Origin of the sequence: Aeromonas sp. S9(2024) (assembly GCF_041403185.1) — a bacterium.
Taxonomy (GTDB): Bacteria; Pseudomonadota; Gammaproteobacteria; order Enterobacterales; family Aeromonadaceae; genus Aeromonas; species Aeromonas enteropelogenes.
Window position 1 is genome coordinate 312001 of sequence record NZ_JBGLRE010000003.1, and the last position, 26707, is coordinate 338707.

Consider the following 26707-nt stretch of genomic DNA (forward strand, 5'->3'; position numbering starts at 1 on the left):
TTGGGGCCCTATATAAAGAGCCCTTCACCATGGTGAAGGGCTCTTGCTATTTAGCGTTATCCGGTCGCTTGTTTGGTCGTATTGCTCAGTGGGTTAGTAACCCTGCTGGTGGACGTCCATCACGGCGCGGCCGGACGGGTCGGCCATCTCCTTGAACTTGGCATCCCACTCGAGCGCCGTTGGCGTGGAGCAGGCGACTGATTTGCCGTAGGGCACGGTGCGGGCGGCGGATTCGAGCGGGAAGTGCTCGTCGAAGATGGCGCGGTAGTAGTACGCCTCCTTGGTGAGCGGAGTGTTGATGGGGAAGCGGAATGCCGCCGCCTCGAACATCTTATCCGTCACTTCCTGCTCGACCATGGCCTTGAGGCTGTCGATCCACGAATAACCTACGCCGTCGGAGAACTGCTCCTTCTGACGCCATGCTACCTCGTGGGGCAGCAGATCCTCGAACGCTTCGCGCAGGATGTGCTTCTCGATCTTGCCCTTGCCGCACATCTTGTCCGCGGGGTTGAGGCGCATCGCCACGTCCATGAACTCCTTGTCGAGGAAGGGCACGCGACCCTCCACGCCCCAGGCGGCCATGGACTTGTTGGCCCGCAGGCAGTCATATAGATGCAGAGCGGAGAGTTTGCGCACCGTCTCCTCGTGAAACTCCCGGGCGTTCGGCGCCTTGTGGAAGTAGAGGTAGCCGCCGAACAGCTCGTCGGAGCCTTCGCCCGAGAGCACCATCTTGATCCCCATCGCCTTGATGTAACGCGCCATCAGGTACATGGGGGTGGAGGCGCGGATGGTGGTGACGTCATAGGTTTCGAGGTGATAGATGACGTCGCGCAGGGCATCCAGGCCTTCTTGCACGGTGAAGTGGATCTGGTGGTGGATGGTGCCCAGGTGATCGGCCACCTTCCGGGCGGCGGCGAGATCCGGGGAGCCTTCCAGGCCGACGGCGAAGGAGTGCAGTTGGGGCCACCAGGCCTCGCTCTTGTCGTCATCTTCCACCCGGCGGGCGGCGTAGAGCTTGGTGATGGCGGAGATGACGGACGAATCCAGTCCGCCGGAGAGCAGCACGCCGTAGGGCACGTCACACATCAGCTGGCGCTTGACCGCCGCTTCCAGCGCGGCTTTGAGCTCGGCTCTGTCGCTCTGGTTGTGCTCGACCGCACCGTACTCCATCCAGTCGCGCTTGTACCAGGTTTTAAGCTCGCCATCCTTGCTCCACAGGTAGTGTCCCGGCGGGAAGGTTTCGACGCTCTTGCACACCGGCACCAGCGCCTTCATCTCGGAGGCGACATAGAAGTTGCCGTGCTCGTCGCGGCCGGTATAAAGCGGGATGATCCCCATATGGTCGCGGCCAATCAGGTAGGCATCCTGCTCCGCGTCGTAGAGGATAAAGGCAAAGATGCCGTTGAGATCGTCCAGGAACGCCGGGCCCTTCTCCTTGTAGAGGGCGAGCAGCACCTCACAGTCGGAGTGGGTCTGGAACTGGAAGTCGACCTTGAGGTTCTTCTCCAGCTCCTTGTGGTTGTAGATCTCGCCGTTGACCGCCAGCACATGGGTGCGTTCGGGGTTGTAGAGCGGCTGGGCGCCGTTGCCCGGGTCGACGATGGCCAGGCGCTCATGCACCAGAATGGCCTTGTCGGAGCTGTAGACGCCGGACCAGTCAGGCCCGCGGTGACGAAGTCGCTTGGACATCTCCAGGGCCGATTTGCGCAGGGCTGCTGCATCGGATTTGATGTCCAGAATGCCGAAAATAGAACACATTGGCGGTAATCCTCTTGATTTTTATATGAGCCCCCCACGTTTGGGCTCGAAATTCCATTTACATTCCTCGCCAATCACAATGCCTAGCGGAAAACCCTTTTGCAAGCGGGAAAACCGCAGAAAATCATGCCGTAAGCGTCAAGCCGGTGGGGCAGTGCGGCGACCCGTCCGGTCGCCGGGAAAAGGAGATGAGGTTGACGTGAACGTCAGGCGGCGGGTTCGAAGATCACATAGACCTTGCGACAGGGGGTGAGGGTCTCCCACTGCCCGACAAAGCCGGCGGGGATGACGAACTGATCGCCGGGCTTGAGGGCAAGCTGGCCCCCCTCACTGTCATGGATCACCACCTCGCCCTCCAGCAGCTGGCAATACTCGTGTTCTGTGTAGTGCACGGCCCAGCGCCCAGGCTCACAGGCCCAGAATCCCACGTGAAACTGCTTGCTGGCGTCGGAGTAGTGGTTCCACACAATCTGGCGCGGGTTGCCGGCGCTAATGCGCTCGGGGGCAGGCATCTGCGAGGTGGGGGGAGCGTTATGGCGATCGAGCAGTACCCAGTCGTTGAGGGTCTTCATGGGGCGTCCTTGTCTGTGGCGGCATTGAAAACGGGGCCATCCAGGCCCCGCGGTTGTTTGTTTTATTAAACGGAGTTGAGCTTACGTTAAACGAAGCGTGCATCCTTGCCAAGATCTGACAGGGGTTGCAGGCGGTGGATCACGTGGCGGGCAAAGCCGCTGCCCGCTTCGTTGTAGACGTTGAATACCGCATCCACCCCCTGTTCCGTGAGGGAGGCGATGTCATCTTCAAAGCGCACGATGGCGGCAATCTTGCCGGTAAAGCCGTGGCTGCGCAGCTTCTCGATGGCGTAGAGGTTGCCCGAGTGGTGGGGCATGGCCAGCAGCACCAAGTTGACCTGGTTGGAGAGCAGCACCTTGTCCCAGAAGTCGGTATCGGTGGCATCTCCCTCGATGACGTTCATCCCCTGGGCGCGCAGGGTCGGCAGCTTCTCGCTGTCGTTTTCCACCCCCAGGATGACGTTGCCGTACTTGTTCTCCAGCTCGAAGTAGGCCCCCTGACCAATGCGTCCCATGCCGAGGATGATCACCTCGGCATCGCCCAGCTCGATGGGCCTGTCCTCGGGGTGCAGGTTGCTCGCCTGCAGTCCCTTCAGCCAGCCGCCGAGTTTGTGATAGATCCGCTCGCTCTGGCTGTTGAGGGGGGCTGAGATCATGAAGCTGGCGGCGAGTGCCAGGGAGACGGCCACCAGCCACTCGTGGGAGAGCCAGCCCGCCTTGGCGGCGATGGCCGCGACGATGAGACCGAACTCCGAGAAGTTGCTAAGCGCCAGGGTGGAGAGCAGCACGGTGCGCACCCTCAGGTGGGCGCCGCTGTAGACCAGATAGTAGAGGGCGCTCTTGAGGGGCAATGCCAGCACCAGCACCAGGGCCAGCAGCATGGTGTCGTGGGTCGGCAGGCCGTTGAGGCCTATGGTCAGGAAGAAGCAGATGAGAAAGAGGTCTTTGAGGTTGAACAGCGCCTTGGCCAGCCCCGCCGCCGCCGGGTGGGAGGCCAGCATCATGCCGATGATGAGGGCCCCAAGGTCAGGCTTGAGCCCCACCACCTCAAAGCCTGCCGCGCCTACCACCAGCGCCAGGAAGACGCCGAACAACACCTGCAGCTCGCCGTGGCCGGCCCGCTCCAAGAGCTTGAACAGCAGGGGGCGCAGCAGCGGCAACCCGAGCACCCAGAGGGCCCAGATGGTGGGCCACTTGCCGCTGGAGAACGCCAGAAACGCCACCGCGAACACATCCTGCATGACCAGCACCCCGATGGCGAGGCGGGCATAGAGGGCATTCATGTCGCTGCGCTCCTCCAGCACCTTGACCGCAAACACGGTGCTGGAAAACGAGAGGGCGAAGCCGAGCAGGATCGCGAGTTGCCAGTTGAGCGACAGGGCGAGTTCCAGCCCCAGCCCCTTGCAGACCAGCAGCACCACGGTAAAGAGCAGGGTGGAGAGCAGCAGGTGCACGCTGGTGGTGCCCCAGACGTCGCGCCGCATCAGGGTCTTGACGTTGAGCTTGAGGCCGATGGTGAAGAGCAGCAGGGTCACCCCGAGATCGGCCACTTCGCTCAGTGCCGGGGTATTTTGATAGCCCATGCCGTTGAGGATGAAGCCCGCGGCGAGAAAGCCGAGCAGGGGAGGCAACCCGATGAGGTTGACCAGCATGCCGCAACCAAAAGCCACGGCGATAAGAATTGGTTCCATGTCAGTTCCAGCGAGGGCAGGGCCGGCCCGCCCTCTTCATATCCTTGGTTGGGGGTTAGACGATATCGATGTCGACCACGGAGTCGAAGATGTGGTTCGGCCGAAACGGCATGCGGTCGATATCCGCCACCTTGCTCACCCCGGAGAGTACCAGCACTGTCTCGAGGCCGGCCTGGAAACCCGCCAGAATATCGGTGCGCAGGTTGTCGCCGATGATGAGGGTGTTGTCGGAGTGGGCCTCCATCCGGTTGAGCGCCGCACGGATGATCCAGGCGCTCGGCTTGCCCACGTAAAACGGCTTCTTGCCTGTCATCCGCTCGATGGGGGCGCACAGGGCGCCACAGGCCGGGTGCATCAGGGGACCGTGGGTATCCGGGTTGGTGGCGATGAAGCGGGCTCCCTGATCCACGAACTTGGCACCCTGCTGCATCATGGTCCAGTTGTAGTTGCGGGTCTCGCCCACCACCACGAAGTCGGGGTCGATGTCGGTGATGGTGAAACCGGCCTTGTAGAGCTCGTGGGTCAGGGCCCCTTCGCCGATCACATAGGCCTTCTTGCCATCCTGGCGCTTGAGAAAGTCGGCAGTCCCCATGGCGGAGGTGTAGAAGCACTCTTCCGGCACCTCGATCCCGGCGGAGCGGAAGCGATTTTGCAGATCTTTCTGGGTCTGGGCCGGGTAGTTGGTGAGGAACAGAAGCTTGCTGCCCTGCTCCAGCAGGCGATGAACGAAGCGATCGGCGCCGGGGATGAGGTCGTTGTTGTGCAGGATGACACCGTCGATGTCACAGATGACGTTCTTCTTCATGAAAACTCCTTGTCGGGGCGCAGAACCTAATATGTTCAATCAATTATGATTTTTGTGACGCCATTATAAGTCTGTTTGATGACATGTCTCCCCCGTCGCGTAACTTGGGTGCACAATAAAACAACCAGGGGGTCAGCTTGGTGGAGAGGCAGACTCCGGACTCAACGTGCTGATGGAGTGACCGACATGGATAACCTTGCTGCCAGCAACTTTATTGCCGATCTGCCCAAACTGGAGCTGCACCTCCACATCGAGGGCACCCTCGAACCCGAGCTGATGTTCGAACTGGCCGGGCGCAACGGGGTGGCGCTGCCTTGGCCCGACGTGGCGAGCCTGCGTGCCGCCTATGATTTTGACTGCCTGCAATCCTTTCTCGACCTTTACTACCGTGGCGCCAGCGTACTGGTGACCGAGCAGGATTTCTTCGACCTCACCTGGGCCTATCTCGAGCACTGCGCCACCGACAAGGTGAGGCACGTGGAGATCTTCTTCGACCCGCAAACCCACACCGCCCGCGGCATCCCGTTTGCTACCGTGCTGGGGGGGATTGAGCGGGCGCTGCAGGCCGGCGAAGAGACGTTCGGGATTAGCTGGCGCCTTGTCATGAGCTTCTTGCGCCACCTGAGCGAAGAGGAAGCCTTCACCACCTTGCGCGAGGCCGAGCCCTTCCTGTCGCGCATTCACGGCATCGGGCTCGACTCGGGGGAGAAGGGCAACCCGCCCGGCAAGTTTGCCCGGGTGTATGCGCGCTGCCGCGAGCTGGGGCTGCCGGTGGTGGCCCACGCAGGCGAAGAGGGGCCTGCGGAGTACATCTGGCAGGCCATCAGGGAGCTTGAGGTGTGTCGCATCGATCACGGTGTGCGCGCGGTGGACGATCCCGAGCTGCTGCGCTATCTGGCCGATACCCGGTTGCCGCTGACCGTCTGCCCCCTCTCCAACACCCGGCTCAAGGTGTTTGACAAGATGGCCCATCACAATGTGCTGCGGCTGCTGGAGCAGGGACTCTGCGTCACCATCAACTCGGACGATCCCGCCTATTTCGGTGGCTACATGAACGCCAACTTCCAGGCGCTGGCGGACGCGCTGGGGGCCACGGCGAGCCAGCTTGGCCGCTTGTCGCTAAACGCCGTGGAGGCGAGCTGGCTGAGCCTGGCCGACAAGGCGCGCCTGACCCGGGATATTCGCACTTATGCTGCCAGTCATGGGGTGAGCCTGAGCTGAACGCATCCACGTTGTGCTTAAAGAGAAAGACAAAGACCCGCCATCGCTGGCGGGTCTTTTTATTGATGGACGGCTTATTGGCGGGGAGTGCGGCTGACCCATTGTTGGGGATCAGGCTGGGACGTCCTCCTTGCCATAGATGGGATAGTCGGTCAGCCCCTGTTCGCCGCCGCCAAACAGGGTGGCCGGATCGTGGGAGGCAAGGGGATAGCCGCGGCGCAGCCGCTCGGGCAGGTCGGGGTTGGCCACGAAGGGGCGGCCAAAGCCAATCATGTCGGCCCAGCCCGCCTCGAGGGCTGCCCGCGCCCGCGCGCCATCGTATTTGCCGGCGTAGATGAGGGTGTTGGGGAAGGCGTCCCGCAGCCCCTGCTTGAAGCTCTCCGCCATCAAGGGGGCATCGTCCCAGTCCGCCTCGGCGATGTGCAGGTAGACGATGCCGAGCTCACCCAGCATCCTGGCAGCGGCCAGATAGGTCTCCTGCGGGTTGGCATCCACAGTGCCGTTGAGGGTGGTGAGGGGCGCAAGGCGCACCCCGACCCGCGCCATGCCGATCTCGCGGCCGACCGCCTCGGTCACCTCCTTGAGGAAACGCAGCCGGTTTTCCAGCGAGCCGCCGTACTGGTCGGTGCGGGCATTGGACTCGGAGTCGAGGAACTGGTTGATGAGGTAGCCGTTGGCGGCGTGCAGTTCGATGCCGTCAAAGCCCGCCAGCATGGCGTTGCGGGCCGCCTGGCGGAACTGCTCGATCACCGTCGCAATGTCTTCCCGAGTCATGGCGCGTGGGGTGACCGTCTCGACGAAACCGGGGGCATCGCTGCCGTTATCGACGAACACCTTGACCCCTTCAGCCTTTATGGCCGATGAAGAGAGGGGCTGGGCGCCGCCTATGTTGTCCGGATGGGTGACCCGGCCCACGTGCCAGAGCTGGGCGAACATGGTGCCCCCCTTGGCGTGCACGGCATCGGTCACCAGCCGCCAGCCGGCGACCTGTTCGGCACTGTGGATCCCCGGTGTCCAGGCGTAACCCTTGCCCATGGGATCGACTTGCGTGCCCTCGCTGATGATGAGGCCGGCACTGGCGCGCTGGGCATAGTAGGTGGCCATCATGGCGTTGGCCACGTCACCGGGCTGGCTGGCGCGCGAGCGAGTCATGGGGGGCATGACGATGCGGTTGTTAAGGTGCAGCTGGCCGAGGCGCAGCGGGCAGAACAGGTGATCCTGGCTCATCTTGAGTTCCTCATGGTGGAAGTGGGGCCACTCTACTGCGCAGGTTTGTTGTGAAAAAGAGGGGGGATTGCACCATTGAATTGCGCTCAGTGCAGCAATTCGGGGCTTTCTGTCGCCCGGACATACAAAAAGAGGGCCCGCAGGCCCTCTTGTTGACAGTATGAAGATCAGATCGCGGCAGGCGTCACCCGTACCCGCTCAATGCGTCGCTCGCTCACCTCGAGCACCTCGAAGCAGAGCTGCTGCAGCTGCACCTGCTGACCCGGGGCGGGCAGGGTGCCGAAGTGGGAGAGCAGCATGCCCGCAAGGGTCACGTATTCGTCGCTCTCGCTCACCAGCCCTTCGTGTTCCAGCACCTGTTCCACATGGTGGATGTTGGTGCTGCCGTTGATGAGCCAGCCCTCGCCATCGCGCACCATGTCCGGGGTTTCGTCTTCGTCCGGCAGCTCGCCAACGATGGCCTCCAGCAGATCGTGGGTGGTGACCAGACCCTGGATGATGCCAAACTCGTCGGCCACCAGGATGAGGCTGCCGCGGGCCTGGCGCAGCTCCGCCAGCAGACGGATCACGTTGATGGTCTGGGGCACGATAATGGGGTCGTTCTGCTTGGCCAGCTCGCTCAGGGGCTGCCCTTCGTTGAGGGCAAACAGCAGATCTCGTGCCTTCACCACCCCGATCACCTCGTCCAGATCCCCGTCACAGAGGGGGAACAGGCTGTGGGGCTCCTGTTGCAGCTGGGCACGGATATCGTCCGCCGAGTCGTTGATGTCGATCCAGGCCACGTCCGAGCGCGGGGTCATGACGGTACGGATGGAGCGCTCGGCCAGCGACAGCACACCGGTCACCATGTAGCGCTCCTCCTCGCCAAAGCTCACCGGCGCTGCGGGGGCGGCATCCTCGTCGTCATCCGGCGTCTCCTGATAGGCCTTGCTGCCCATCAACTTGAAGATGGCGGCAGTGGTGCGCTCGCGCAGGGGCAGTTTGGCCTCGTGGCGACGGGCGCTGCGCTGGGCCAGCTGGTTGAAGAACTCGATCAGCACCGAGAAGCCGATGGCTGCATAGAGGTAACCCTTCGGAATGTGGAATCCGAACCCTTCTGCCACCAGGCTGAAGCCGATCATCAGCAGGAAGCTCAGGCAGAGCACCACCACGGTCGGGTGGGCGTTGACGAAGCGGGTCAGCGGTTTGGAGGCGAGCACCATCACCACCATGGCGATGGTCACGGCGGCCATCATCACCCACAGTTCGTCCACCATGCCGACGGCTGTGATGATGGAGTCCAGGGAGAAGACCGCATCCAGTACCAGGATCTGGGCGATCACCACGCCGAAGCTGGCGTAGGCGCCGACCGGGCCATCCTCCTGGGGCTTGGCCTCCAGCCGTTCATGGAGCTCGGAGGTAGCCTTGAACAGCAAGAACAGGCCGCCCCCCATCAGGATGAGATCCCGACCGGAGAAGGGGTGATCCCAGATATGCAGGATGGGAGTGGTCAGGGTGACCAGCCAGGACATGACGCTCAAGAGTCCCAGACGCATCATCAGCGCCAGCGACAGACCGATGACGCGGGCCTTGTCCCGCTGGGCGGGAGGCAGTTTTTTCACCAGGATGGCGATGAAGACCAGGTTGTCTATCCCCAGCACGATTTCCAGAACGATCAGGGTAAAGAGACCGATCCAGATGTGGGGATCCAGCAGAAATTCCATGTTATGACCTCAATAAAAAACAGACAGCACGAACGGTGGACACGGCAAGTGGGGCCGTGGTGACAGCAAGGCAATGACGTTATTTAGAGGCGCGGATGAAGCAGGTAAAGAGAGAGTTTGACGGGAGTAAACGAAGGACGACTTCGGGGAATGTCCATGATGGGCAATAAAACCTCGGGTTAAAAGTGAGCCATGATGATAACGGCTGGCGCCGTTTTGGCAAGAGGGAGTGCATGAAGATGTGATGACACGGGGGAAGCGACGGGCCGCCTCCCCCAGGCGGCGGTTACAACCAGCGCTTCTCGCGGGTGAAACAGACCGACAGCCAGGCGTCCCCCAGGGTATCGCCGAGGCGGGACCAGAGCTCCTGGCGCAGGGCATCCTGACGCTCGACGGGCCACTCCTGATCCGGCGCCACCAGAATGTTGAGTTCGAGATCGAAACGGCGGCCGCTTTTCGCCAGGTGGCTGTAGCACTCGACGCCATAGCGCTGGCGCAGAGCGTCCACCTCCCGTGCGACGCGCTGCGAGACATCCCCCCTTGGGGCGATTTTCAATACTTCCCGCAGGTTGCGACCGAGCACCTTGATGGGGATGAGGGTGGCACACAGGGCCAGCAGAGAGACCAGTACCGGGTCTATGTAGCGGTTGTAGTGGCCGTAGCCGATGGCATCGAGGCCGATGGCCACCACGAAGCCGATGAGCAGGGTGGCGCTGAGCAGGGTATCCACCAGCCACTCCTTGGAGTCGACCCGCACCAGCTCGGAGTCGACCCGCTCGGCCACGTCGGCCTCGATGAGGTAGATGATGGCGCAGAAGAAGGTGGATACGGCGGCATAGATGAGGGCGTGGCCGAGATCGATCTCCCGTCCTCCCTCAAGCAGGGTGGTGATGCCGCTGTAGAGGGCCCCGAGACAGAGCAGCAGGATGATGACGCCGTTGATGACGTTGGTGATGGGCTCGAAGTGGGCATAGCCGTACTGGAAGCGCTCATCGGAGGGGCGGGTAACGAGATAGGCAGTGACGAGTCCCAGGCCCGTCATCCCCATGCTGAATAGGGTGAAGATGCCATCGAGCATGATGGCGTTGGAGCCGACGAAGAGGCCGTAACCGATGCCGAACAGTGCAAACGAGATGCAGCCGAACAGCGACAGGGTCAGGGCCTGTTTTTCTGTAGTGACCAGCGTACTGATAACATGGCTGTGGTGAGCCATAACAATCCTCCTTTCAAATGGTGAATATTTTGCCCGCGCAAGGGATTTTTGAGCTGATATACTGCCCGCTCACATGTGAGCGGACTGGTCCGGAGTGCCCAGAGAGGCAGTGGGCCAGTCGTTGTCGCCGGAGTTCCGGCATCAAGCAAATAAAGGGAACAAGGATTCATGATCCCGAGACTCGATTACCAGGACAGTTTGTCAGCCACAACCCTGCAGTTCCTTGACTCATTGGGGCGCAGCGCATTCCGTGGCGATATCGAAAAGTCTTATGCAAGCCGGCTGGCGATGGCGACGGATAACAGTGTCTATCAGGTCGTACCTCAAGCGGTTCTCTATCCGCGCAGTGCGGATGACATAGCGGCGATGCTCAAGCTGGCCGGTGCACCGGAGTTTGCCACCCTGAGTTTCTTCCCTCGCGGCGGCGGCACCGGCACCAATGGCCAGTCATTGGGCGGCGGCATTATCGTCGATCTCTCGCGCCATATGAACCAGATCATGGAAATTAATCTGGAAGAGGGTTGGGTTCGGGCCCAGGCCGGGGTGGTAAAGGATCAGCTCAACGCCTATCTCAAACCCCACGGCTACTTCTTCTCGCCGGATCTCTCCACCTCCAACCGCGCCACCTTGGGCGGCATGGTCAACACCGATGCCTCGGGGCAGGGATCGCTCGTCTACGGCAAGACTTCGGATCACGTGTTGGGCCTCAAAGCGGTGCTGGAGAATGGCGACATCATGGCCACCGAGCCACTGAGCGGCTCGCGTCTTGAAGCCAAGTTGGCCCTTGAGAATCGCGAGGGGGATATCTATCGCACCCTCTATCGCATTGGCCGCGAACGGCGCGCCGACATCGAGGCCACCTTCCCCAAGCTCAACCGCTTTTTGACCGGTTACGATCTCAAGCACCTCTATCAGCCGGATACTGACACCTTGGACGTGAGCCGGGTGCTGTGCGGCTCTGAAGGCTCTCTTGGCTTCATTACCGAGGCCAAACTCAACATCACCCCCATTCCGCGCTACCGGACGCTCGTCAACGTCAAGTACGACAGCTTCCCGTCCGCCCTGCGCAATGCCCCCTTTATGGTGCAGGCGCAGGCCCTGTCGGTGGAGACGGTGGACTCCCGGGTGCTGGGGCTGGCCCGGGCCGACATCATCTGGCATTCGGTGAAGGAACTTATTCAGGATGTGCCCGGTAAGGATCTGCAGGGGCTCAACATCGTCGAGTTCGCCGATACCGACGAGACCGAGCACAAGGCCAAGGTGACCGAGCTGTGCCGCCGCATCGACGACCTGCTGGCCCAAGGGGAGGCGGGGATCATCGGCTATCAGGTGTGCGATCACCTGCCGAGCATCGAGACCATCTATGCCATGCGCAAAAAATCGGTGGGACTGCTCGGTAACGCCGAGGGGCGCAAGAAGCCGGTGGCCTTCACCGAAGACACCGCCGTGCCGCCGGAATCCCTGGCCGATTTCATCATGGAGTTTCGCGCCCTGCTCGATGCCCATGGCCTCGACTACGGCATGTTCGGCCACGTGGATGCAGGCGTCCTGCACGTGCGTCCGGCACTGGACCTGTGCGACCCGGAGCAGGAGGTATTGCTGCGGCGTATTTCGGATCAGGTGGTGGCGCTCACTGCCAAATATGGCGGCCTGATGTGGGGGGAACATGGCAAGGGTTTTCGCTCCGAATACAGCCCCGCCTTCTTTGGCGAGCTGTGGGAGGAGCTGCAGCGGGTCAAGGGGGCCTTTGATCCCCATAACCGCATCAACCCGGGCAAGATCTGCATGCCTTATGGCAGCGGTGCCGAGCTGGTGTCGGTTGACGGGCCCAAGCGCGGCAAGTTCGACCGCCAGATCCCGGTGGCGGTGCGGGAAAGCTACACCCGGGCCCTCGATTGCAACGGCAATGGCCTCTGCTTCACCTTCGAGACCGATTCCCCCATGTGCCCCTCGGTCAAGATCAGCCGCGACCGGCGCCATTCCCCCAAGGGGCGTGCCGGCCTGATGCGCGAATGGTTGCGCCAGCTGGCGGAGCAGGGATTCGATCCGCTGGCCGAAGAGGTTGCACTGCAATCGGGTGGCGTGCGCTTCAAGCAGCTGGTGGACAAGGTGCGCAACAGCTGGGGCAAACACAGGGGGGAGTACGACTTTTCCCACGAGGTGATGGAGGCGATGGAGGGGTGCCTGGCGTGCAAGGCGTGTACCAGCCAGTGCCCCATCAAGGTGGATGTGCCCACCTTCCGCTCGCGCTTTATGCAGCTCTATCACGGACGCTATCTGCGCAGTCCCAAGGATTACGTCATCGGTACGGTCGAGAGCTACACCCCCTGGCTTGCCAGAGCGCCCAAGCTGGTCAACTTCTTCCTGGAAAAGGAGTGGGTTCAGAAGGCGACCGAGAAGAGCATCGGCATGGTGGATGTGCCGCTGGTGAGCGTGCCGACCCTGGCCGACGAGCTGCGGGACAACCGTGCCCGTTATTTCGACTTACCCGGCCTCGAAGCCATGAGCGCCGAGCAGCGTCAGAAGGTGGTGCTGATCGTGCAGGATCCCTTCACCAGCTATTACGAAGCCCCCCTGGTGCGGGATCTGGTCAAGCTCGCCGGCAAGCTCGGCTACCAGCCCTATCTGCTGCCCTTCAAGCCCAACGGCAAGCCCCAGCACGTCAAGGGGTTCCTGCGCGGCTTTGCCCGTACCGCGGCAAGCAGCGCCCAGTTCCTCAACAAGGTGGCGGCCCTCGGCATTCCCATGGTGGGGGTGGATCCGGCCATGGTGCTCTGCTATCGCGACGAGTATGCCAAGGCCTTGGGGCCGGCACGCGGCGAGTTTCAGGTGATGCTGCCCCAGGAGTGGCTGCTCTCGTTGCCGGCTGACAAGCTGCCTGCTGGCGGGGGGAATGCGGGTGAGGGGAGTGACGCCGAGCCCTGGTATCTGTTCGCCCACTGTACAGAGAAGACCGCCAAGCCCTCCACCCACGGTGACTGGAGCGCCCTGTTCAAGCGCTTTGGCGCTACCCTGCAGCCGGTCTCGGTGGGCTGCTGTGGCATGGCCGGCACCTATGGCCACGATGCCAGACAGGTGGAGAACTCCAAAGGCATCTACGCCTTGAGCTGGGCCGAGCCGTTGGCGCGTCTGCCGCAAGGGCGCTGCCTTGCCACCGGTTATTCGTGCCGCAGTCAGGTCAAGCGGATGGAGGGCGAGAAGCTCAGGCATCCGCTGCAGGCTTTGCTGGAACTGCTCTGATGCTGCGTTTTCCCAAACGGTTTCGGGTCCCCAAAGCCTACCGGACGCCCCGGTTCCTGCTGCTGCCCGCGACCCTGGGTCAGGCGGCGGTGGAGTTCGTCGCCATCTTGCGCGAGCGGGAGCCGCTCCATCAGCTGTTTCGGCCAAATGATGCCTGGCCCTCGGCCAACTTCAGCCTGAGCCAGCACGAAGGTGACCTGGAGTGGCAACAGTCGGAGTTTCTGGCCAAGCGCTCCTTTGCCTATGGCCTGTGGAGCCCGGACCGGGAGCCCGAGTTCTGGGGCGGGGTCTACCTCTATCCCTCGGTGCTGCCGGAGGTGGAGGTGGAGCTCTTCTTCTGGAAAGTGGCCGAGGCGCCCCTGAGCGATGCCGAGCTGGAGGCCGAGCTGCGCGACTGGTTGGCGCAGGTGTGGCGCTGGCAGCATCCCCGCCTGCCGGGGCGGGAGATACCCTGGTCCGAGTGGCCCGGCGTCACCTATCCCTGGTGAGCGAGGCGTTTTTTCTGTTTTGTTGCCCCGGATCATTTGGTTCGGGGCGTTTTTCTTCGCTGCAATGAATCACAAGGAGTCCTGTTCTCATGAGTCAAGAGACGACCCCCATCTGGCGTAAATCCATGAGCCTCGAGGGGCTCAATGCCACCTCCCGCAATACCCTGATGGCCCACCTCGATATCGTCTACACCGCCTTTGGTCCCGACTGGCTGGAGGCCACCATGCCGGTGGATCACCGCACCCATCAGCCCCTTGGTATGCTGCACGGCGGCGCCTCTGTGGTGTTGGCGGAGACGCTGGGATCCCTGGCTGCCAATATGGCGGTGGGGCCAGACAGCTATTGCGTGGGACTGGAGGTGAACGCCAATCATCTGCGCGCCAAGCGGGAAGGGGTGGTGACAGGGCGCTGCTCGCCGCTGCATCTGGGGGCGACGACCCAGGTGTGGCAGATTGAAATTCGGGATGAACGGGGACGTTTGCTGTGCACCAGCCGGCTCACCATGGCGGTGCTCAAGCACAAGCGGAGCAAGGACTCCGGCGAAGCGTGATCTGCAATAACGCACCATGAGTGCAAAATAAGCAAGCCATACTCGTCAGATCCCTCTATAATTGCCAACGTCTTGAGAGGCTTATCACATTTTTCAAGACAGCAGAACAAAGTGGCGCTATAATCGCCGCCTTTTTGCTATTCCGCGGTGTTAGCCGCCTGCCTTAATCTGGAAGAATCTATGTCTGATACCGAACAACTGCCCCTTTTTAGTGAGCTTGGACTGGCCGCGCCCGTATTGAAAGCGCTGCAGGACGTGGGCTACGAGCGCCCGTCTCCCATCCAGGCCGCAGCAATTCCCCACCTGATGGCTGGGCACGATCTGCTGGGGCAGGCACAAACCGGTACAGGGAAGACCGCTGCTTTTGCCTTGCCTCTGTTGTCACGTCTGGAAGCCGGTAACCGCAACACCCAGATCCTGGTGCTGGCGCCGACTCGTGAACTGGCCCTGCAGGTCGCCGAAGCGTGCCAACGCTACGCTCACCACATGCCGGACTTCCATGTGCTGCCCATCTACGGTGGTTCCTCTTACGAAACCCAGACCCGCGCCCTGCGTCGCGGTGCCCAGGTTGTCGTGGGTACCCCGGGCCGCGTAATGGATCTGATCCGTCGCAAGAACCTGGACCTCTCCGGCCTGAAAGCTCTGGTGCTGGACGAAGCCGATGAAATGCTGCGCATGGGCTTTATCGACGACGTGGACTGGATCATGGATCAGTGCCCGGCCGGTCGTCAGGTTGCCCTCTTCTCCGCCACCATGCCGGAGCAGATCCGTCGTGTGGCCCAGAAGCACCTGAAGCAGCCCAAAGAGATCAAGATCGCGTCCAAGACTGCCACCGCGACCACCATCCGCCAGCGCTACTGGCAGGTGACCGGTCTGCACAAGCTGGACGCCATGACCCGTCTGCTGGAAGTCGAATCCTACGAAGCCCTGCTGGTGTTCGTGCGTACCAAGAATGCCGCCGAAGAGCTGGCGAGCAAGCTGGCCGCCCGTGGTCACGCCTGTGAAGCCCTGCACGGCGACATCCCGCAGAAGCTGCGTGAGCGTACCGTTGACAAGCTGCGTCAGGGCCAGCTGGACATCCTGATCGCCACCGACGTGGTCGCCCGCGGTCTGGACGTCGAGCGCATCACCCACGTGGTGAACTACGACATTCCGTATGACACCGAATCCTACGTACACCGTATCGGCCGTACCGGTCGTGCCGGTCGTAAAGGCGAAGCCATCCTGTTCGTGGCTCCGCGCGAGCGCCGCATGCTGCGCGCCATCGAGCACGCTACCCGTCAGGCCATTGAGCCGATGAAGATGCCGAGCACCGAGGACATCAACCAGCACCGTCTGGCCAAGTTCAAGGAGCGCATCCGCGAAACCATGATGGGTGAAGAGCTCGAGATCTACCACAACCTGGTGAACGAGCTGATCGAAGAAGATTCTGCCGATCCGCTGGAGCTGGCTGCGGCCCTGGCCAAGCTGGTACAGGGTGATCAGCCGCTGCTGCTGGATGAATCCGTGCCGGATCCGCTGTTCAGCAACAACGATCGCGGTGGTTTCGACCGTCGTGACGGTGGTCGTGACTTTGGTGGCCGCGATTTCCACGACCGTGGCGATCGTCCTGCCCGTCGCATGCCGTCTCTCGAGCCGCGTCCGCTCAAAGACAACCCGGACGTGGAGATGGAGCGCTATCGCGTTGACGTGGGTGCCCACCACGGCGTCAAGCCGGGCCAGATCGTCGGTGCCATCGCCAACGAAGCGAACATCGAGAGCCGCTTCATCGGCAACATCGATATCGCCGATGACTTCTCCACCGTCGATCTGCCCAAGGGCATGAGCGCCGAGGTGCTGGAAGTGATCAAGAAGGCCCGTGTCTGCCAGCGTCCGCTGCAGATCAGCCGCTACACCGAGGTGCCGGCCGGTGGCAACACCGGTGGCCGTCCGCCGCGCGGTGATCGTCCGTTCCGTGGCGACCGTCCTTTCAACAAGGATCGCCGCCCGCAGGGTGACCGCCCGTTCAACAAAGACCGTCGTGAAGGCGGCTTTGACAAGCGCAAGTTCGGTGGCAAACGCCGCGACAGCTGATCCCTGAATTGACCATCAAAAAGGCCGCTCATCGAGCGGCCTTTTTTTATCCGTTTGCAATGGCGGGGTTGCCCAGTTGCAAGGGGACGAAGTCGCCGCGATCCAGGATCCGCAAACAGGCATCGACCACCTCGGCATCGAGCTGGGTGCCGCGCATCTGGATGATCTGCTCTCTGGCCTGGGGGATGCCGAGAGAGGCGCGATAGGGGCGATCCGAGGACATGGACTCCACTATGTCGGCCACAGTGAGAATGCGTGCCTCCAGCAGGATCTCGTTGCCCTTGAGCCCCTGCGGGTAGCCGGAACCGTCGAGGTACTCGTGGTGCTGGTGGATCATCCGGGCGATGGGCCAGGGAAAGGCGATGTCCTTGAGCACCTGATAGCCGATCGCCGGGTGTTCCTTGACCAGCTCGAACTCAAGCTGGGTGAGGCGGCCCGGTTTGGTGAGGATCTCGGCGGGGACCTAGATCTTGCCGATGTCGTGCACCATGGCCCCCAGATAGATGCCGCGCAGCTGCTTCTCTTCCAGCTTCAGCTCCCGCCCGATGGCATGGGCCAGCTTGGCCACATGTTTCTGGTGGCCGGCGGTGTAGGGATCCCGCTGCTCCAGCACGGCAGCGATGGCGCCCAGGGCATCTTCCAGTGCCAGCTCCAGCTGGCGGGCGTGCAATATCTTCTCCTGCTGGGAGCTCTGGTAGGCCTGCTGGGTATGGCGGGCCTGAAGACCATAGGCGAGATAGTCGGTCAGCTGGATGAAGAGCTCCTCTTCTTCCCGGCTAAAAAGCCTGGCCTGATCACTGTGGATGACCAGGGCGCCGGCCAAATCCTGTTGCAAGATCAGCGGTACCAGCAGGCGAGCACGCAGGAGTGTGGGTTCGTCGTCGGGCAGGCGCTGGTTGAGGCGCCGCTGCTCACGGATTGCCAGAGCCAGAGGCTCATCCTGCAGCCAGAGCGATTGTTCCAGTGTTTCGGCATAACCGGCACGGGCCAGCACGAGAGGAGGTTGACCCGGGGTCGGCACGGCTTGCAACACGGCTACCAGCGGGAAGCGGCCATCGAAGGTGATGGCGTCGCAGAGATCCTGCAGCAACAGATGCGTATCTCCCGGCTTGAGCAGGGCGTGGTGGGCACGGCTGATGGCCTGCTGGGTCCAGCTGAGCTGCTGCAGCTTCAGTTGCTGCTCTTTTTGCTCGGTAATGTCTTCAAAGAAAACCCCGACGCCGACCACGGTTCCCTCGTCATCGTAGAGGGGAAACTTGGTGGTACTGAGCCAGCGGGACTCACCGCCCTTGAGGTAGGGCTCTTCGGCGTGATGATTGACCTGCTGGGTCATGACCCGGATGTCATTCTCCCGATAGCGCTGCACCAGCTCAGGCGGGAAGAAGTCCTCGTCGTGCTTGCCGGTGATCTGCTCGACCGGCAGGCCGAGATCGCTGGCCAGCAGGCGGTTGCAGACCAGATAGGTGAAATGGATATCCTTGAGCAGGATCCGGTATGGCAGCTGATCCATCAACTGGATCAGCAGCTTGACGGAACCCGGGGCCTGCAGTGCGGCCAGGGCCGGCGTGGGGATCAGGATGTCGCTCATACTATCCTGCCTTGTCCATCTGTGGGGTGAAGCCATAGCCGGATTGCCAGAGCGAGAGGCAGACATTGACCACGCTCTCGTCGTAATGGATACCGGCATAACGGGTGAGCTCGGCAAAGGCATCACTCAGTGGCATGGCGCGCCGAAACGGGCGATGGGCCGTCATGGCCATCAGGGAGTCGGCTACCCGGATGATCCTGGCCTCGAGGCAGATGGCGCTCTCCGTGAGCCCGTTGGGGTAGCCGCTGCCGTCCAGATTCTCGTGATGTTGCAACACTATGGTGGCGATCGGCCAAGGAAAATCGATCTGCTTGAGGATCTCGTACCCGGCCTGGGGATGCTGCTTGATGAGGGCGAACTCCACGGGTCTGAGTTCACGGGGACGGGTGATAAGCTCGCTCGGTATCTGCAGCAGGCCGATGTTGTGCACCATGGCCGCGAGTCCCAGTCCGTCGAGCCTGTCCTGGGAAAGCTGCATCGCCTGGCCGATGGCCAGCGCCAGGTCGTGCACCCTGAGCTCATGCCCCGCACTGTTGCGCTCCTTGTGGGTGATGGCGCTGGAGAGGGCGGAAATGGTCTGAAACAGCAGGTCGCGCTGGTGCTGTTCGCTCTCCTTGAGAAGGGTGATGTCCACCAGGGCCCCTATCATGCCAGCGATCGTCCCCTGATGGTCATAGAAGAGATCCTTGAAGCAGATCATTTCGTAGTAGCGGCCGTGAACATTGGGCAACTTCAGCTCGATGCGCTGGGGCTGGCGGTTTCGCAGCAGCTCGGCATCCTTGGCAAGATAGGCCCGGGTCAGGTTTTTGGGCAGCAGATCCTCGGCCCGCTGGCCCAGCAGGTCGCTCTTGCTGATGCCGCTCAGCTGGCTGAAGGCCGGGTTGCAGCCAAGAAAGTGCCCCTCGACATCCTGATAGAAGACCGGAATGGGGATCGCCTTGAGCAGGGATTGATTGAAGTGCTGAAGATCCTGCAGCTCGGCCTGCTGGCGCAGGGCGAGCTGTTCGCTGTCCTTGCAAAGCTGGATGGCGCGCGCCAGGTTGCCGAGCACGGGGTTGAACAGCTGGCAGATGGCGTGGGCGGGCTCCTGCTGCAACGAGAGCAGCAGGATGAGATATCCTCCCTCCACCTTGAGGCGATAAACATGATGGTAAACGCGCCGGCCAGGCAGCGGGAGCGGGTGTGGCAGGATGCATTCGTCTCCCTCGTCTAGCCATGAGGGCAGCGGCAGAGAGCTGCCACACTGCCGGTTCAGGGCATCATCGCCGATCACCTTGAGCAGCCGGTAACCCGCCTCATCATGCTCCAGTACCATGCCGACCGGAGTACCACAGTGGTACATGAAGCGCTGCAGCACCTTGGTGAGCAGGGCATCCAGCGTCACTTCGCGACCGATGCAGAGCGCCAGATCGCAGACGATGGCCATGGCATGATCCTGGTTCATAATCGCACCCCGTTGCACAAAATGGCGCCGTTATGGAACTGGGGGTAATCCCCGCGGCGCACGTTGCCAATCTCGCCAAGGGAGAGGGCCCCGGCCAGCTCGCCAGCCCCCGAGGCGCTTAGCAGGGTCGCCAGCTCAGCGGCGCTCTGTTCCCCGAAGTGAAGCTGTCTTCCCGCGCAGTAGTAGACCTCCAGCAGGTGCGCCGGTGTCAGATTTTGCTGACGGGCGAGGCGAGTGGCCAGTGCGGTGGCATGTTCGCTCGTGCTCTCTGGCGCTCTTAGCAGGGTCAGTATGCTGTGATCCGGTACCTCGCCGGTGCAAAGCAGTGCCCCCTCCTGCGTTACCCCCACCGGGATCCTGACGATCACATCGTCATTGGCCCTGAGCAGGCCAAGGGGTATGTGCACGGCAAACTGATAGAGCTCTTCAGGCTGCAGGGTGTGCTGAAAATGCTGTTCGATGAGGCTCTGGTACTTGCCAAAGGCAGGCTGCCAGTCGATGAAGGCCACCTTGTTGTTTTCGCTGCTGGTGGCCAGCATGGGCTGGGCCGAAAGCCGGTAGCCATGCTCGAGAAAGGGAAAGCTGTCACAGGGCAGCAGGGCGCAGGTGACCCCGCCTGCGATCTGGCGGTGGTTGTCAAACAGGCAGGGGATGGATTGAAACTGGCCACTGCCGGCATTGACCCCCGCATAGTTGACCCGGTTGGCGAGACGCAGGTAGAGCGCCTCCAGGGCCGAGGCGATGTTGGGGATCATGCAATCGAAGGTGAGAAACAGGGTCGGCGGCGTGGCGGCGGACCAGGTGGCCAGCATGGCTTCCACCGCTTCTGCTATCCCCTGGGCTATCTGTTCGGCATCGGCCCGAGGGGCAAGGGGAACCAGAGCGCAGTGATAAGGCTGTGGGCGGGGCAGCAGCCAGGCACCCCGGGAGAGCAAGCCCTGCCGGCCGAGCAGCTGGGGAAAGATGGCGCCATCCAGGGTAATGCTGAAGCGATTGCATAGCGCCTGCAGGAGAGGGACCTGCTCCCGATCCTGTTCGGCCAGCAAGAGGGTGAGCGTCGTTCCCTGATAGGAGGCCAGTAGCGCGGTCAGTGCTGTCGGGCTGAATTGATCAACATACTGTTGCTTCATCATCTGAACTCCATTCCAGACACTTATAACCATATCAATAGCAGAACCGGCAGGTGATATCTATCTCATTAATATCAGTAGAAAAAATGACAGGAATAAGAAAGCGGCAGGGCAGTTGCCTGGCATAAACAGGCAAGGTCGTGCGAAGCGGGACACGCTGCGGGAAGAGAAAACCGGCAGCTAGGGCTGCCGGTTTGAGGGGGAAGGATTATTGCAACACCACCTGCTGAAAGCCCTGCACCAGGCTGATGACCGGCTGGGGATAGAGTCCCAGCAGCAGCACTAGGACGGCGGAGAGCAAGACCACCACGCCGCCGGAAGAGAGCGCCCAGTCGGCGCTGGCATCGCGTTGCTGCATACCGGGTTCGCGCAGATAGAGGGTCACCATCACCTTGAGGTAGTAAAAAAGCCCCATGGCGCTGCCGAGCACTATGGTGCCGGAGAGCCACCAGAGCCGGGCCTCCACCGTGACGCCGATGAGGTAGAACTTGCCGATGAAGCCGAGAGTCATGGGGATGCCTGCCAGAGAGAGCATCATCACGGTCAGCACCGCGGTCAAGTAGGGGCGATGCCAGAATAGGCCACGATAGCTGTGCAGGGAGTCCGCATCCTTGCCGCGATAGGGACTGGACATCATGCTCACCACCCCGAAGGCCCCCAGGCTGGTGAAGAGATACATCAGCAGGTAGACGCCAGCAGCCTCCACCGGCATCTGGCCGATACGGCTCGCCACGATCACCGCCAGCAGATAACCGAAGTGGGAGATGGAGGAGTAACCCAGCATCCGTTTGAGGTTGGTCTGCACCAGCGCCAGCAGGTTGCCGATGAGGATGGAGATGACCGCCATGGCCGCCAGCAGCCAGTGGATCATGGGGTCGGCCGCTGCCGGCACCGCCAGATAGAAACGCAGCAGTACGGCAAACACCGCCACCTTGCTCACGGTGGCGAGGAAGGTGGCCACCGGGGCCGGGGCTCCTTCATAGACATCCGGCGTCCAGAGGTGGAAGGGGGCGAGCGACAGCTTGAACGCAAAGCCCACCAGCATCAGGCCAAGGCCTCCCATCAGCAAAGGATGGTGCGCCGGGCTCTGGGCCAGAGTCAGGCCGAGATCGCTAAAACTCAGGCTGCCCGCCTGGGCGTAGAGCAGCGCCATGCCGAACAGCAGAAAGGCGGTGGCGGCGGCGGAGAGCACCATGTACTTGATGCTGGCCTCCAGCGAATGGCGCTCGCGATAGGCATAGCCCACCAGCCCGAACATCGGCAGGGTCAGCATCTCGATCCCGATGAAGAGCGATGCCAGATGGCGGGAGCAGGCCAGCACCAGGCCACCGGCGGTGGCGATGAGCAGCAGCAGGAAGAACTCCTCCCGGTTGTCCGGGTAGGCTTTCAGCCAGGATTGGCCGAAAGTGCAGGTGGCCAGGGCGCCGACCAGCACCAGCCCCATGTAGAAGACGGCGTAGCTGTCTACCTGCAACAGCGGGGTGACCCCCTGATCGTCCTGCGCCATCACGATGGGTAGCGAAAAAAGCGCCAGGTTGAGGCCGACGATGGTGACCATATAAGCGGTGGTGATACAGCGGCGCCAGGCGATGGCCAGCATCAGGGCCGCCATGGCCCCGGTTGTCAGCAGCAGGGGCAGCAGGGCCAGCAGTTGGGAAGCGGTGAACGTCATTGCAGGGCTCCTGCGGTCGGCAGCAGATACCAGTGCAGCACGTTGATAAGGCTGCTGCTGGCGGTATCGAGCACGGGTTGGGGATAGAGGCCAAGCAGTACCAGGAGGCCTGCGATGGTGAGCATCATGGTCAGCTCGCGGCTATCGAGCCCCCTGAGCACGCCCTCGTTCCTGGCAGGGCCGAAGCAGGCGCGCTGCAGCATGATGAGGGAGTAGACCGAAGCCAGCACCAGGCCGAAGGTGGCCACGGCGGTGATGACGGGGGCGACCTGGAAGCTACCGATAAGAATGAGGAACTCGCCGACGAAGTTGCCGGTGCCCGGCATCCCGAGCGAGGCCACCGAGAAGAACAGCATGACGCCGGGCAGGTAGCGCAGCCGTCCCCACAGACCGCCCATCTGGCGCAGATCCCGGGTGTGCAGCCGCTCGTAGAGCTGGCCGCACAGGATGAAGAGGCCGGCGGCAGAAAGCCCGTGGGCGATCATCTGTACCACGGCCCCCTGCAGGGCCAGCTCGCTGCCGGAATAGATGGCGATCATCACGAAGCCCATGTGGGAGATGCTGGTGTAGGCCACCAGCCGCTTGATGTCGGTCTGGGCAAACGCCACCACGGCGCCGTAAATGATACCGACAAGGCCCAGCACCATGGCGTAGGGGGCAAACTCGGCCGAGGCCTCGGGGAACAGGGGCAGGGCGAAGCGCAGCAGGCCGTAGGCGGCGGTTTTGAGCAGGATCCCCGCGAGATCCACGGAACCCGCGGTTGGCGCCTGGCTGTGGGCATCCGGCAACCAGCCGTGCAGCGGTACCAGCGGCATCTTGACCGCGAAGGCGATGAAAAAGCCCAGCATCAGCAGCCACTGGACGCTCTTGCTCATCGGGGTATTGAGCAACTCCAGATAGTTGAAGGTGAAGACGCCGGTGGCGTGCTGGTGGGTCAGTACCAGACCTATGATGGCCACCAGCATGATGAGGCCGCTCGCTTGGGTGTAGATGAAGAACTTGGTGGCGGCGTTGATCCGAGACTTGCCGTCGGTGACCGAGTGACCCCAGAGCGCGATCAGGAAGTACATGGGGACCAGCATCATCTCCCAGAAGAAGAAGAAGAGGAACAGATCCAGCGCCATGAAGACCCCGAGCACGCCCCCCAGGATCCAGAGCAGGTTGAGGTGAAAGAAGCCGATGCGCTGCACTATCTCCTTCCAGGAGCAGAGGATGGCCAGCACCCCGATAAAGCAGGTGAGGATCACCATCAGCAGCGACAAGCCATCCACCGCCAGGTGCAGCGAGATGCCGAAGCGGGGGATCCAGGGCAGGCGCCACTCGGCGGCCCAGGTGGGGGCGAGAGTGGTGCCACTGTCGAGCGCCGTGGTGGCGAGGGAGAAATCCCCCCCGAGCCAGATGGCGCAGGCGAGCAGCAGGCTGGCACCCATGGAGAGCAAGGCCACCCAGCGGACGAACTGCTCGCCGAGGCGCTCCATCTGCCAGCAGATCACGCCGCCGATAAAGGGAATTAACAAGATCCAGAGTAAGGTCACGGTATCAGCTCTCGTTCAAGTTCATATGAGGTTGCGTCCCCCGTTCCATCGGGGAGGGCAAGCAGGCTGGCTGTACGGGTATCGGTTTGGTCATGATTCACCCCAGCAGCAACAGGGCCAGCACCAGGGCGGCGCCGATCACCATGGAGGCCGCGTACCAGCGCAGCTTGCCGCTGACGCTCCAGGCGAGCAGCCGGTTGCTGCGCAGGGCCAGCCAGGCCGGCAGGTTCATCAGGCGATCCAGAGGATCGCGGGCCAGCAGCCGGGTCGCCAGCAGGTAGGGTTTGACCCACAGCTGGTCATAGAGCCAGTCAAAGCCCCAGGCGTTGAACCAGAGCGTGCTGAGCAGGCGGCCCGGCGCGCTGTTGGCCACGGCCGTGGCCAGACGGCGCTCGCCGAGGAACAGAAAGGCCGCCAGCGCAATTCCCGCGATGGCGATGATGGCGGAGAGGATCTCGAGGGCATGGCGCCCCTCTTCAATGCCATCGCCAGGACCGGCCGGCAGCACCCCAGCCAGCGGCGGGGTGATCAGCGCGCCAATGCCGGTGGAGAGCACCAGCAGCACCTGCAGCGGCAGATGATGGGCCAGACCATGGCCGGGATGGGCCTTGGTCTTCGCCTCGCCGTGAAAGGCGATAAAGATGAGGCGGAAGGTATAAAGAGAGGTAAGGAAGGCCCCCGCGAGACCGGCCCACAGCAGGACGCTCTGGCCGGATGCCTGCACCTGCCACAGGATGGCGTCCTTACTGTAGAAACCGGCGGTGACCAGCGGCAGCGCGGCGAGCGCCGAGCCCCCCACCAGGAAGCAGGCATAGACCAGTGGCAGGCTCTTTCTCAGTCCACCCATCTTGAAGATGTTCTGCTCGTGATGGCATGCCACGATGACGGCCCCGGCGGAGAGGAACAACAGCGCCTTGAAGAAGGCGTGGGTCATCAGGTGGAAGATGGCCCCCTCCCAGGCACCGACCCCGAGGGCGAGGAACATGTAGCCAATCTGGCTCATGGTGGAGTAGGCCAGAATCCGCTTGATGTCGGTCTGCACCAGCGCGGCGAACCCGGCCAGCACCAGGGTAATGGCGCCGACCACGCCCACCAGATGGAGGATCTCCGGGGCCAGCAGAAACAGGCCGTGGGTGCGGGCGATGAGGTAGACACCGGCGGTCACCATGGTGGCCGCGTGGATCAGCGCCGAGACCGGAGTCGGGCCCGCCATGGCGTCCGCCAGCCAGGTTTGCAGCGGCAGCTGGGCCGATTTGCCGACGGCGCCACCCAGCAGCATCAGGCAGGCCAACGACAGGGCAGGGGAGCCCTCGGCAAACATCAGGGGGGCGCGCACCAGCAGCTCGTGGATGTTGAGGGTGCCCATCTCCCGATAGAGGAGGAAAAGGCCGATGGCGAGGAAGACGTCACCGACCCGGGTCACCACAAATGCCTTGAGGGCGGCGGCCCCGTTGTTGCGATCCTGGTAGTAGAAGCCGATCAGCAGGTAGCTGCACAGACCCACCCCTTCCCAGCCCAGATAGACAAACAGCAGGTCATCGGCCAACACCAGGAACAGCATGCTGGCGATAAAGAGGTTGGTGTAGGTGAAGAAGCGCGAATACCCCTCTTCCCCGCGCATGTACCAGGAGGCGAACAGGTGGATGAAAAAGCCCACCCCGGTCACCACTCCCAACATGGTGAGCGACAGGCCATCGAGAGCCAGGCGGAACGTCGGCGTGAAGTTGCCCACCGCCATCCACTGCCATAGCGTCTGGAGGTAGACGCCCCCCGCCGGCGGATTGGCCAGAAAATCCATGGCCACCCAGAGGGTGGTGAGGGCCGACAGGCCAATGGAACCCACCCCGATCAGAGCCGAGGTGCGCTCGCCAAAACGGCCGAGGGAGAAGGCCAGCAGCAGCCAGCCCAGCAGCGGAAACAGAAAGGTCAAGTATAGGAGGCTCATCCGCGCATCTCGCTCACAGTGTCCACGTTGAGGGTGTGGTAACGACGATAGAGCAGCAGTAACAGGGCGAGGCCGATACTGGCCTCCGCTGCCGCCAGAGAAATCACCAGTATGTACATGATCTGGCCATCGGCCTGGACCCAGCGGCTACCGGCTACCACGAACGCCAGTGCCGAGGCATTCATCATGATCTCGATGCTCATCAGGATGTAGAGCAGGTTGCGGCGAATAAGCAGGCCGCACAGACCGATGCAAAAGAGCACAGCCGCCAGCAGCAGACCATGCTCCATGGGGATGGTGTTCATTGCTGACCTCCTTCCTGAGATTGGGTGCGGGGCACCGAGAGCACCTCACCGCTCTTGTCCTCGCGCCCAAGGTGATAGGCGGTTACCAGGCCCGCCAGCAGCAGGATGGAGGCGAGCTCCACCGCCAGGACATAGGGGCCGAACAGGGCCACGCCCACTTCTTTCGCTGTGACCTCGCCGATGCCCAGCTGGCCGCCGGTCACCCCGAGGATGCCGTAGGCCAGAAAGCTGAGCAGAATGAGGGAGAGCAGGGCCGGACCGCCCCAGGTCATGGGGGTGAGCCACTTCTTCTCCTGGGCCTGGGCCGAGCCCAGGTTCAGCATCATCACCACGAACACGAACAGCACCATGATGGCGCCGGCGTAGACGATCACCTGCAGGGCACCGGCGAAGGCGGCACCCAGGCAGAAGAAGATCATGGCCACGGCGATGAGGGAGATGATGAGATTGAGCAGCGCATGCATGGGATTGCTGGTGCTGATCACCCGCAGCGTGCTGTAAATGGCCACCAGGGCCGAGGCATAGAATGCCAGTTCCATGATTGAC

At 62.3% G+C, this 26707-nt stretch carries 19 protein-coding genes and 1 pseudogene; 5 read left to right on the forward strand and 15 right to left on the reverse strand.

Annotated elements, in window-relative coordinates; genetic code table 11:
• Positions 1–93: 93 nt before the first annotated feature.
• The 4 genes from asnB to ACB028_RS07670 form a co-directional block, all read right to left on the reverse strand.
• Positions 94–1758, reverse strand: coding sequence for an asparagine synthase B (gene asnB, locus ACB028_RS07655; protein WP_371143910.1), 1665 nt, complete (start codon positions 1756–1758; stop codon positions 94–96).
• A gap of 206 nt (positions 1759–1964) precedes the next feature.
• Positions 1965–2330, reverse strand: a complete 366-nt coding sequence (locus ACB028_RS07660) for a cupin domain-containing protein (protein ID WP_371143911.1) — start codon at positions 2328–2330, stop codon at positions 1965–1967.
• An 86-nt stretch (positions 2331–2416) separates the two neighbouring features.
• Positions 2417–4021 (reverse strand): cation:proton antiporter, encoded by a 1605-nt coding sequence (locus ACB028_RS07665; RefSeq protein ID WP_371143912.1) that lies wholly within the window; start codon positions 4019–4021, stop codon positions 2417–2419.
• A 55-nt stretch (positions 4022–4076) separates the two neighbouring features.
• Positions 4077–4826 carry an HAD-IIA family hydrolase gene (locus ACB028_RS07670; protein ID WP_026456419.1) on the reverse strand — a complete coding sequence of 250 codons (750 nt, stop codon included), beginning with the start codon at positions 4824–4826 and terminating at the stop codon, positions 4077–4079.
• A gap of 186 nt (positions 4827–5012) precedes the next feature.
• Between ACB028_RS07670 and ACB028_RS07675 the strand changes: the two genes are divergently transcribed.
• Positions 5013–6047, forward strand: coding sequence for an adenosine deaminase (locus ACB028_RS07675; RefSeq protein WP_371143913.1), 1035 nt, complete (start codon positions 5013–5015; stop codon positions 6045–6047).
• A gap of 111 nt (positions 6048–6158) precedes the next feature.
• On the opposite strand, the gene ACB028_RS07680 is transcribed toward ACB028_RS07675, so the two are convergent.
• The 3 genes from ACB028_RS07680 to ACB028_RS07690 form a co-directional block, all read right to left on the reverse strand.
• Positions 6159–7274, reverse strand: a complete 1116-nt coding sequence (locus tag ACB028_RS07680; protein ID WP_371143914.1) for an alkene reductase — start codon at positions 7272–7274, stop codon at positions 6159–6161.
• A 167-nt stretch (positions 7275–7441) separates the two neighbouring features.
• Complete coding sequence (locus ACB028_RS07685) at positions 7442–8977, reverse strand: TerC family protein (protein WP_201977318.1); 1536 nt, start codon at positions 8975–8977, stop codon at positions 7442–7444.
• 286 nt (positions 8978–9263) lie between these two features.
• The gene (locus ACB028_RS07690) at positions 9264–10190 is read right to left on the reverse strand and encodes a cation diffusion facilitator family transporter (protein ID WP_026456425.1); all 927 of its coding nucleotides are present in this window, start codon (positions 10188–10190) and stop codon (positions 9264–9266) included.
• 168 nt (positions 10191–10358) lie between these two features.
• Between ACB028_RS07690 and ACB028_RS07695 the strand changes: the two genes are divergently transcribed.
• The 4 genes from ACB028_RS07695 to ACB028_RS07710 all read left to right on the forward strand — a co-directional run bounded on the left by ACB028_RS07695 (position 10359) and on the right by ACB028_RS07710 (position 16542).
• Positions 10359–13430 carry an FAD-binding and (Fe-S)-binding domain-containing protein gene (locus ACB028_RS07695; RefSeq protein ID WP_371143915.1) on the forward strand — a complete coding sequence of 1024 codons (3072 nt, stop codon included), beginning with the start codon at positions 10359–10361 and terminating at the stop codon, positions 13428–13430.
• Positions 13430–13918 carry a hypothetical protein gene (locus ACB028_RS07700; RefSeq protein WP_371143916.1) on the forward strand — a complete coding sequence of 163 codons (489 nt, stop codon included), beginning with the start codon at positions 13430–13432 and terminating at the stop codon, positions 13916–13918. The genes ACB028_RS07695 and ACB028_RS07700 overlap by 1 nt, the downstream gene beginning before the upstream one ends.
• 89 nt (positions 13919–14007) lie before the next feature.
• Positions 14008–14469, forward strand: coding sequence for a hotdog fold thioesterase (locus ACB028_RS07705; RefSeq protein WP_042026542.1), 462 nt, complete (start codon positions 14008–14010; stop codon positions 14467–14469).
• Between the two features lie 180 nt (positions 14470–14649).
• Positions 14650–16542, forward strand: coding sequence for a DEAD/DEAH box helicase (locus ACB028_RS07710; protein WP_371143917.1), 1893 nt, complete (start codon positions 14650–14652; stop codon positions 16540–16542).
• A 46-nt stretch (positions 16543–16588) separates the two neighbouring features.
• Here the strand turns inward: ACB028_RS07710 and ACB028_RS07715 are convergent.
• From ACB028_RS07715 to nuoJ, 8 genes and pseudogenes are all read right to left on the reverse strand, one after another.
• A pseudogene (locus ACB028_RS07715) lies at positions 16589–18130 on the reverse strand (HD domain-containing phosphohydrolase).
• Between the two features lies 1 nt (position 18131).
• Positions 18132–19574: an HD-GYP domain-containing protein gene (locus tag ACB028_RS07720; RefSeq protein WP_371143918.1), complete on the reverse strand. Its 1443-nt coding sequence runs from the start codon at positions 19572–19574 to the stop codon at positions 18132–18134.
• On the reverse strand, positions 19571–20704 hold the full coding sequence (locus ACB028_RS07725) for an FIST signal transduction protein (protein WP_371144007.1): 1134 nt from the start codon (positions 20702–20704) through the stop codon (positions 19571–19573). The genes ACB028_RS07720 and ACB028_RS07725 overlap by 4 nt, the downstream gene beginning before the upstream one ends.
• Before the next feature lie 208 nt (positions 20705–20912).
• Complete coding sequence (gene nuoN / locus ACB028_RS07730; protein ID WP_371143919.1) at positions 20913–22376, reverse strand: NADH-quinone oxidoreductase subunit NuoN; 1464 nt, start codon at positions 22374–22376, stop codon at positions 20913–20915.
• Entirely contained in the window at positions 22373–23911 is a 1539-nt protein-coding gene (gene nuoM, locus ACB028_RS07735; RefSeq protein ID WP_371143920.1) for an NADH-quinone oxidoreductase subunit M, read from the reverse strand. Before nuoM ends, nuoN begins: the two co-directional genes overlap by 4 nt.
• Positions 23912–24008: 97 nt before the next feature.
• A complete protein-coding gene (gene nuoL, locus ACB028_RS07740) occupies positions 24009–25856 on the reverse strand; it encodes an NADH-quinone oxidoreductase subunit L (protein ID WP_371143921.1) in 1848 nt (615 codons plus the stop codon).
• Positions 25853–26161 (reverse strand): NADH-quinone oxidoreductase subunit NuoK, encoded by a 309-nt coding sequence (nuoK, locus tag ACB028_RS07745; protein WP_026458085.1) that lies wholly within the window; start codon positions 26159–26161, stop codon positions 25853–25855. Before nuoK ends, nuoL begins: the two co-directional genes overlap by 4 nt.
• Positions 26158–26700, reverse strand: coding sequence for an NADH-quinone oxidoreductase subunit J (gene nuoJ / locus ACB028_RS07750; RefSeq protein WP_371143922.1), 543 nt, complete (start codon positions 26698–26700; stop codon positions 26158–26160). The genes nuoK and nuoJ overlap by 4 nt, the downstream gene beginning before the upstream one ends.
• Positions 26701–26707: the final 7 nt, after the last annotated feature.

Excerpts from the sequence above, each read along its gene's own strand:
- ACB028_RS07700 (WP_371143916.1), top strand. The coding sequence starts at position 13,430 with ATGCTGCGTTTTCCCAAACGGTTTCGGGTCCCCAAAGCCTACCGGACG.
- ACB028_RS07710 (WP_371143917.1), top strand. The coding sequence starts at position 14,650 with ATGTCTGATACCGAACAACTGCCCCTTTTTAGTGAGCTTGGACTGGCC.
- ACB028_RS07665 (WP_371143912.1), bottom strand. The coding sequence starts at position 4,021 with ATGGAACCAATTCTTATCGCCGTGGCTTTTGGTTGCGGCATGCTGGTC.
- nuoN (WP_371143919.1), bottom strand. The coding sequence starts at position 22,376 with ATGACGTTCACCGCTTCCCAACTGCTGGCCCTGCTGCCCCTGCTGCTG.
- ACB028_RS07725 (WP_371144007.1), bottom strand. The coding sequence starts at position 20,704 with ATGAAGCAACAGTATGTTGATCAATTCAGCCCGACAGCACTGACCGCG.
- ACB028_RS07720 (WP_371143918.1), bottom strand. The coding sequence starts at position 19,574 with ATGAACCAGGATCATGCCATGGCCATCGTCTGCGATCTGGCGCTCTGC.
- nuoJ (WP_371143922.1), bottom strand. The coding sequence starts at position 26,700 with ATGGAACTGGCATTCTATGCCTCGGCCCTGGTGGCCATTTACAGCACG.
- ACB028_RS07675 (WP_371143913.1), top strand. The coding sequence starts at position 5,013 with ATGGATAACCTTGCTGCCAGCAACTTTATTGCCGATCTGCCCAAACTG.
- ACB028_RS07670 (WP_026456419.1), bottom strand. The coding sequence starts at position 4,826 with ATGAAGAAGAACGTCATCTGTGACATCGACGGTGTCATCCTGCACAAC.
- ACB028_RS07660 (WP_371143911.1), bottom strand. The coding sequence starts at position 2,330 with ATGAAGACCCTCAACGACTGGGTACTGCTCGATCGCCATAACGCTCCC.
- ACB028_RS07680 (WP_371143914.1), bottom strand. The coding sequence starts at position 7,274 with ATGAGCCAGGATCACCTGTTCTGCCCGCTGCGCCTCGGCCAGCTGCAC.
- nuoK (WP_026458085.1), bottom strand. The coding sequence starts at position 26,161 with ATGAACACCATCCCCATGGAGCATGGTCTGCTGCTGGCGGCTGTGCTC.
- ACB028_RS07695 (WP_371143915.1), top strand. The coding sequence starts at position 10,359 with ATGATCCCGAGACTCGATTACCAGGACAGTTTGTCAGCCACAACCCTG.
- nuoL (WP_371143921.1), bottom strand. The coding sequence starts at position 25,856 with ATGAGCCTCCTATACTTGACCTTTCTGTTTCCGCTGCTGGGCTGGCTG.
- asnB (WP_371143910.1), bottom strand. The coding sequence starts at position 1,758 with ATGTGTTCTATTTTCGGCATTCTGGACATCAAATCCGATGCAGCAGCC.
- ACB028_RS07705 (WP_042026542.1), top strand. The coding sequence starts at position 14,008 with ATGAGTCAAGAGACGACCCCCATCTGGCGTAAATCCATGAGCCTCGAG.
- ACB028_RS07685 (WP_201977318.1), bottom strand. The coding sequence starts at position 8,977 with ATGGAATTTCTGCTGGATCCCCACATCTGGATCGGTCTCTTTACCCTG.
- ACB028_RS07690 (WP_026456425.1), bottom strand. The coding sequence starts at position 10,190 with ATGGCTCACCACAGCCATGTTATCAGTACGCTGGTCACTACAGAAAAA.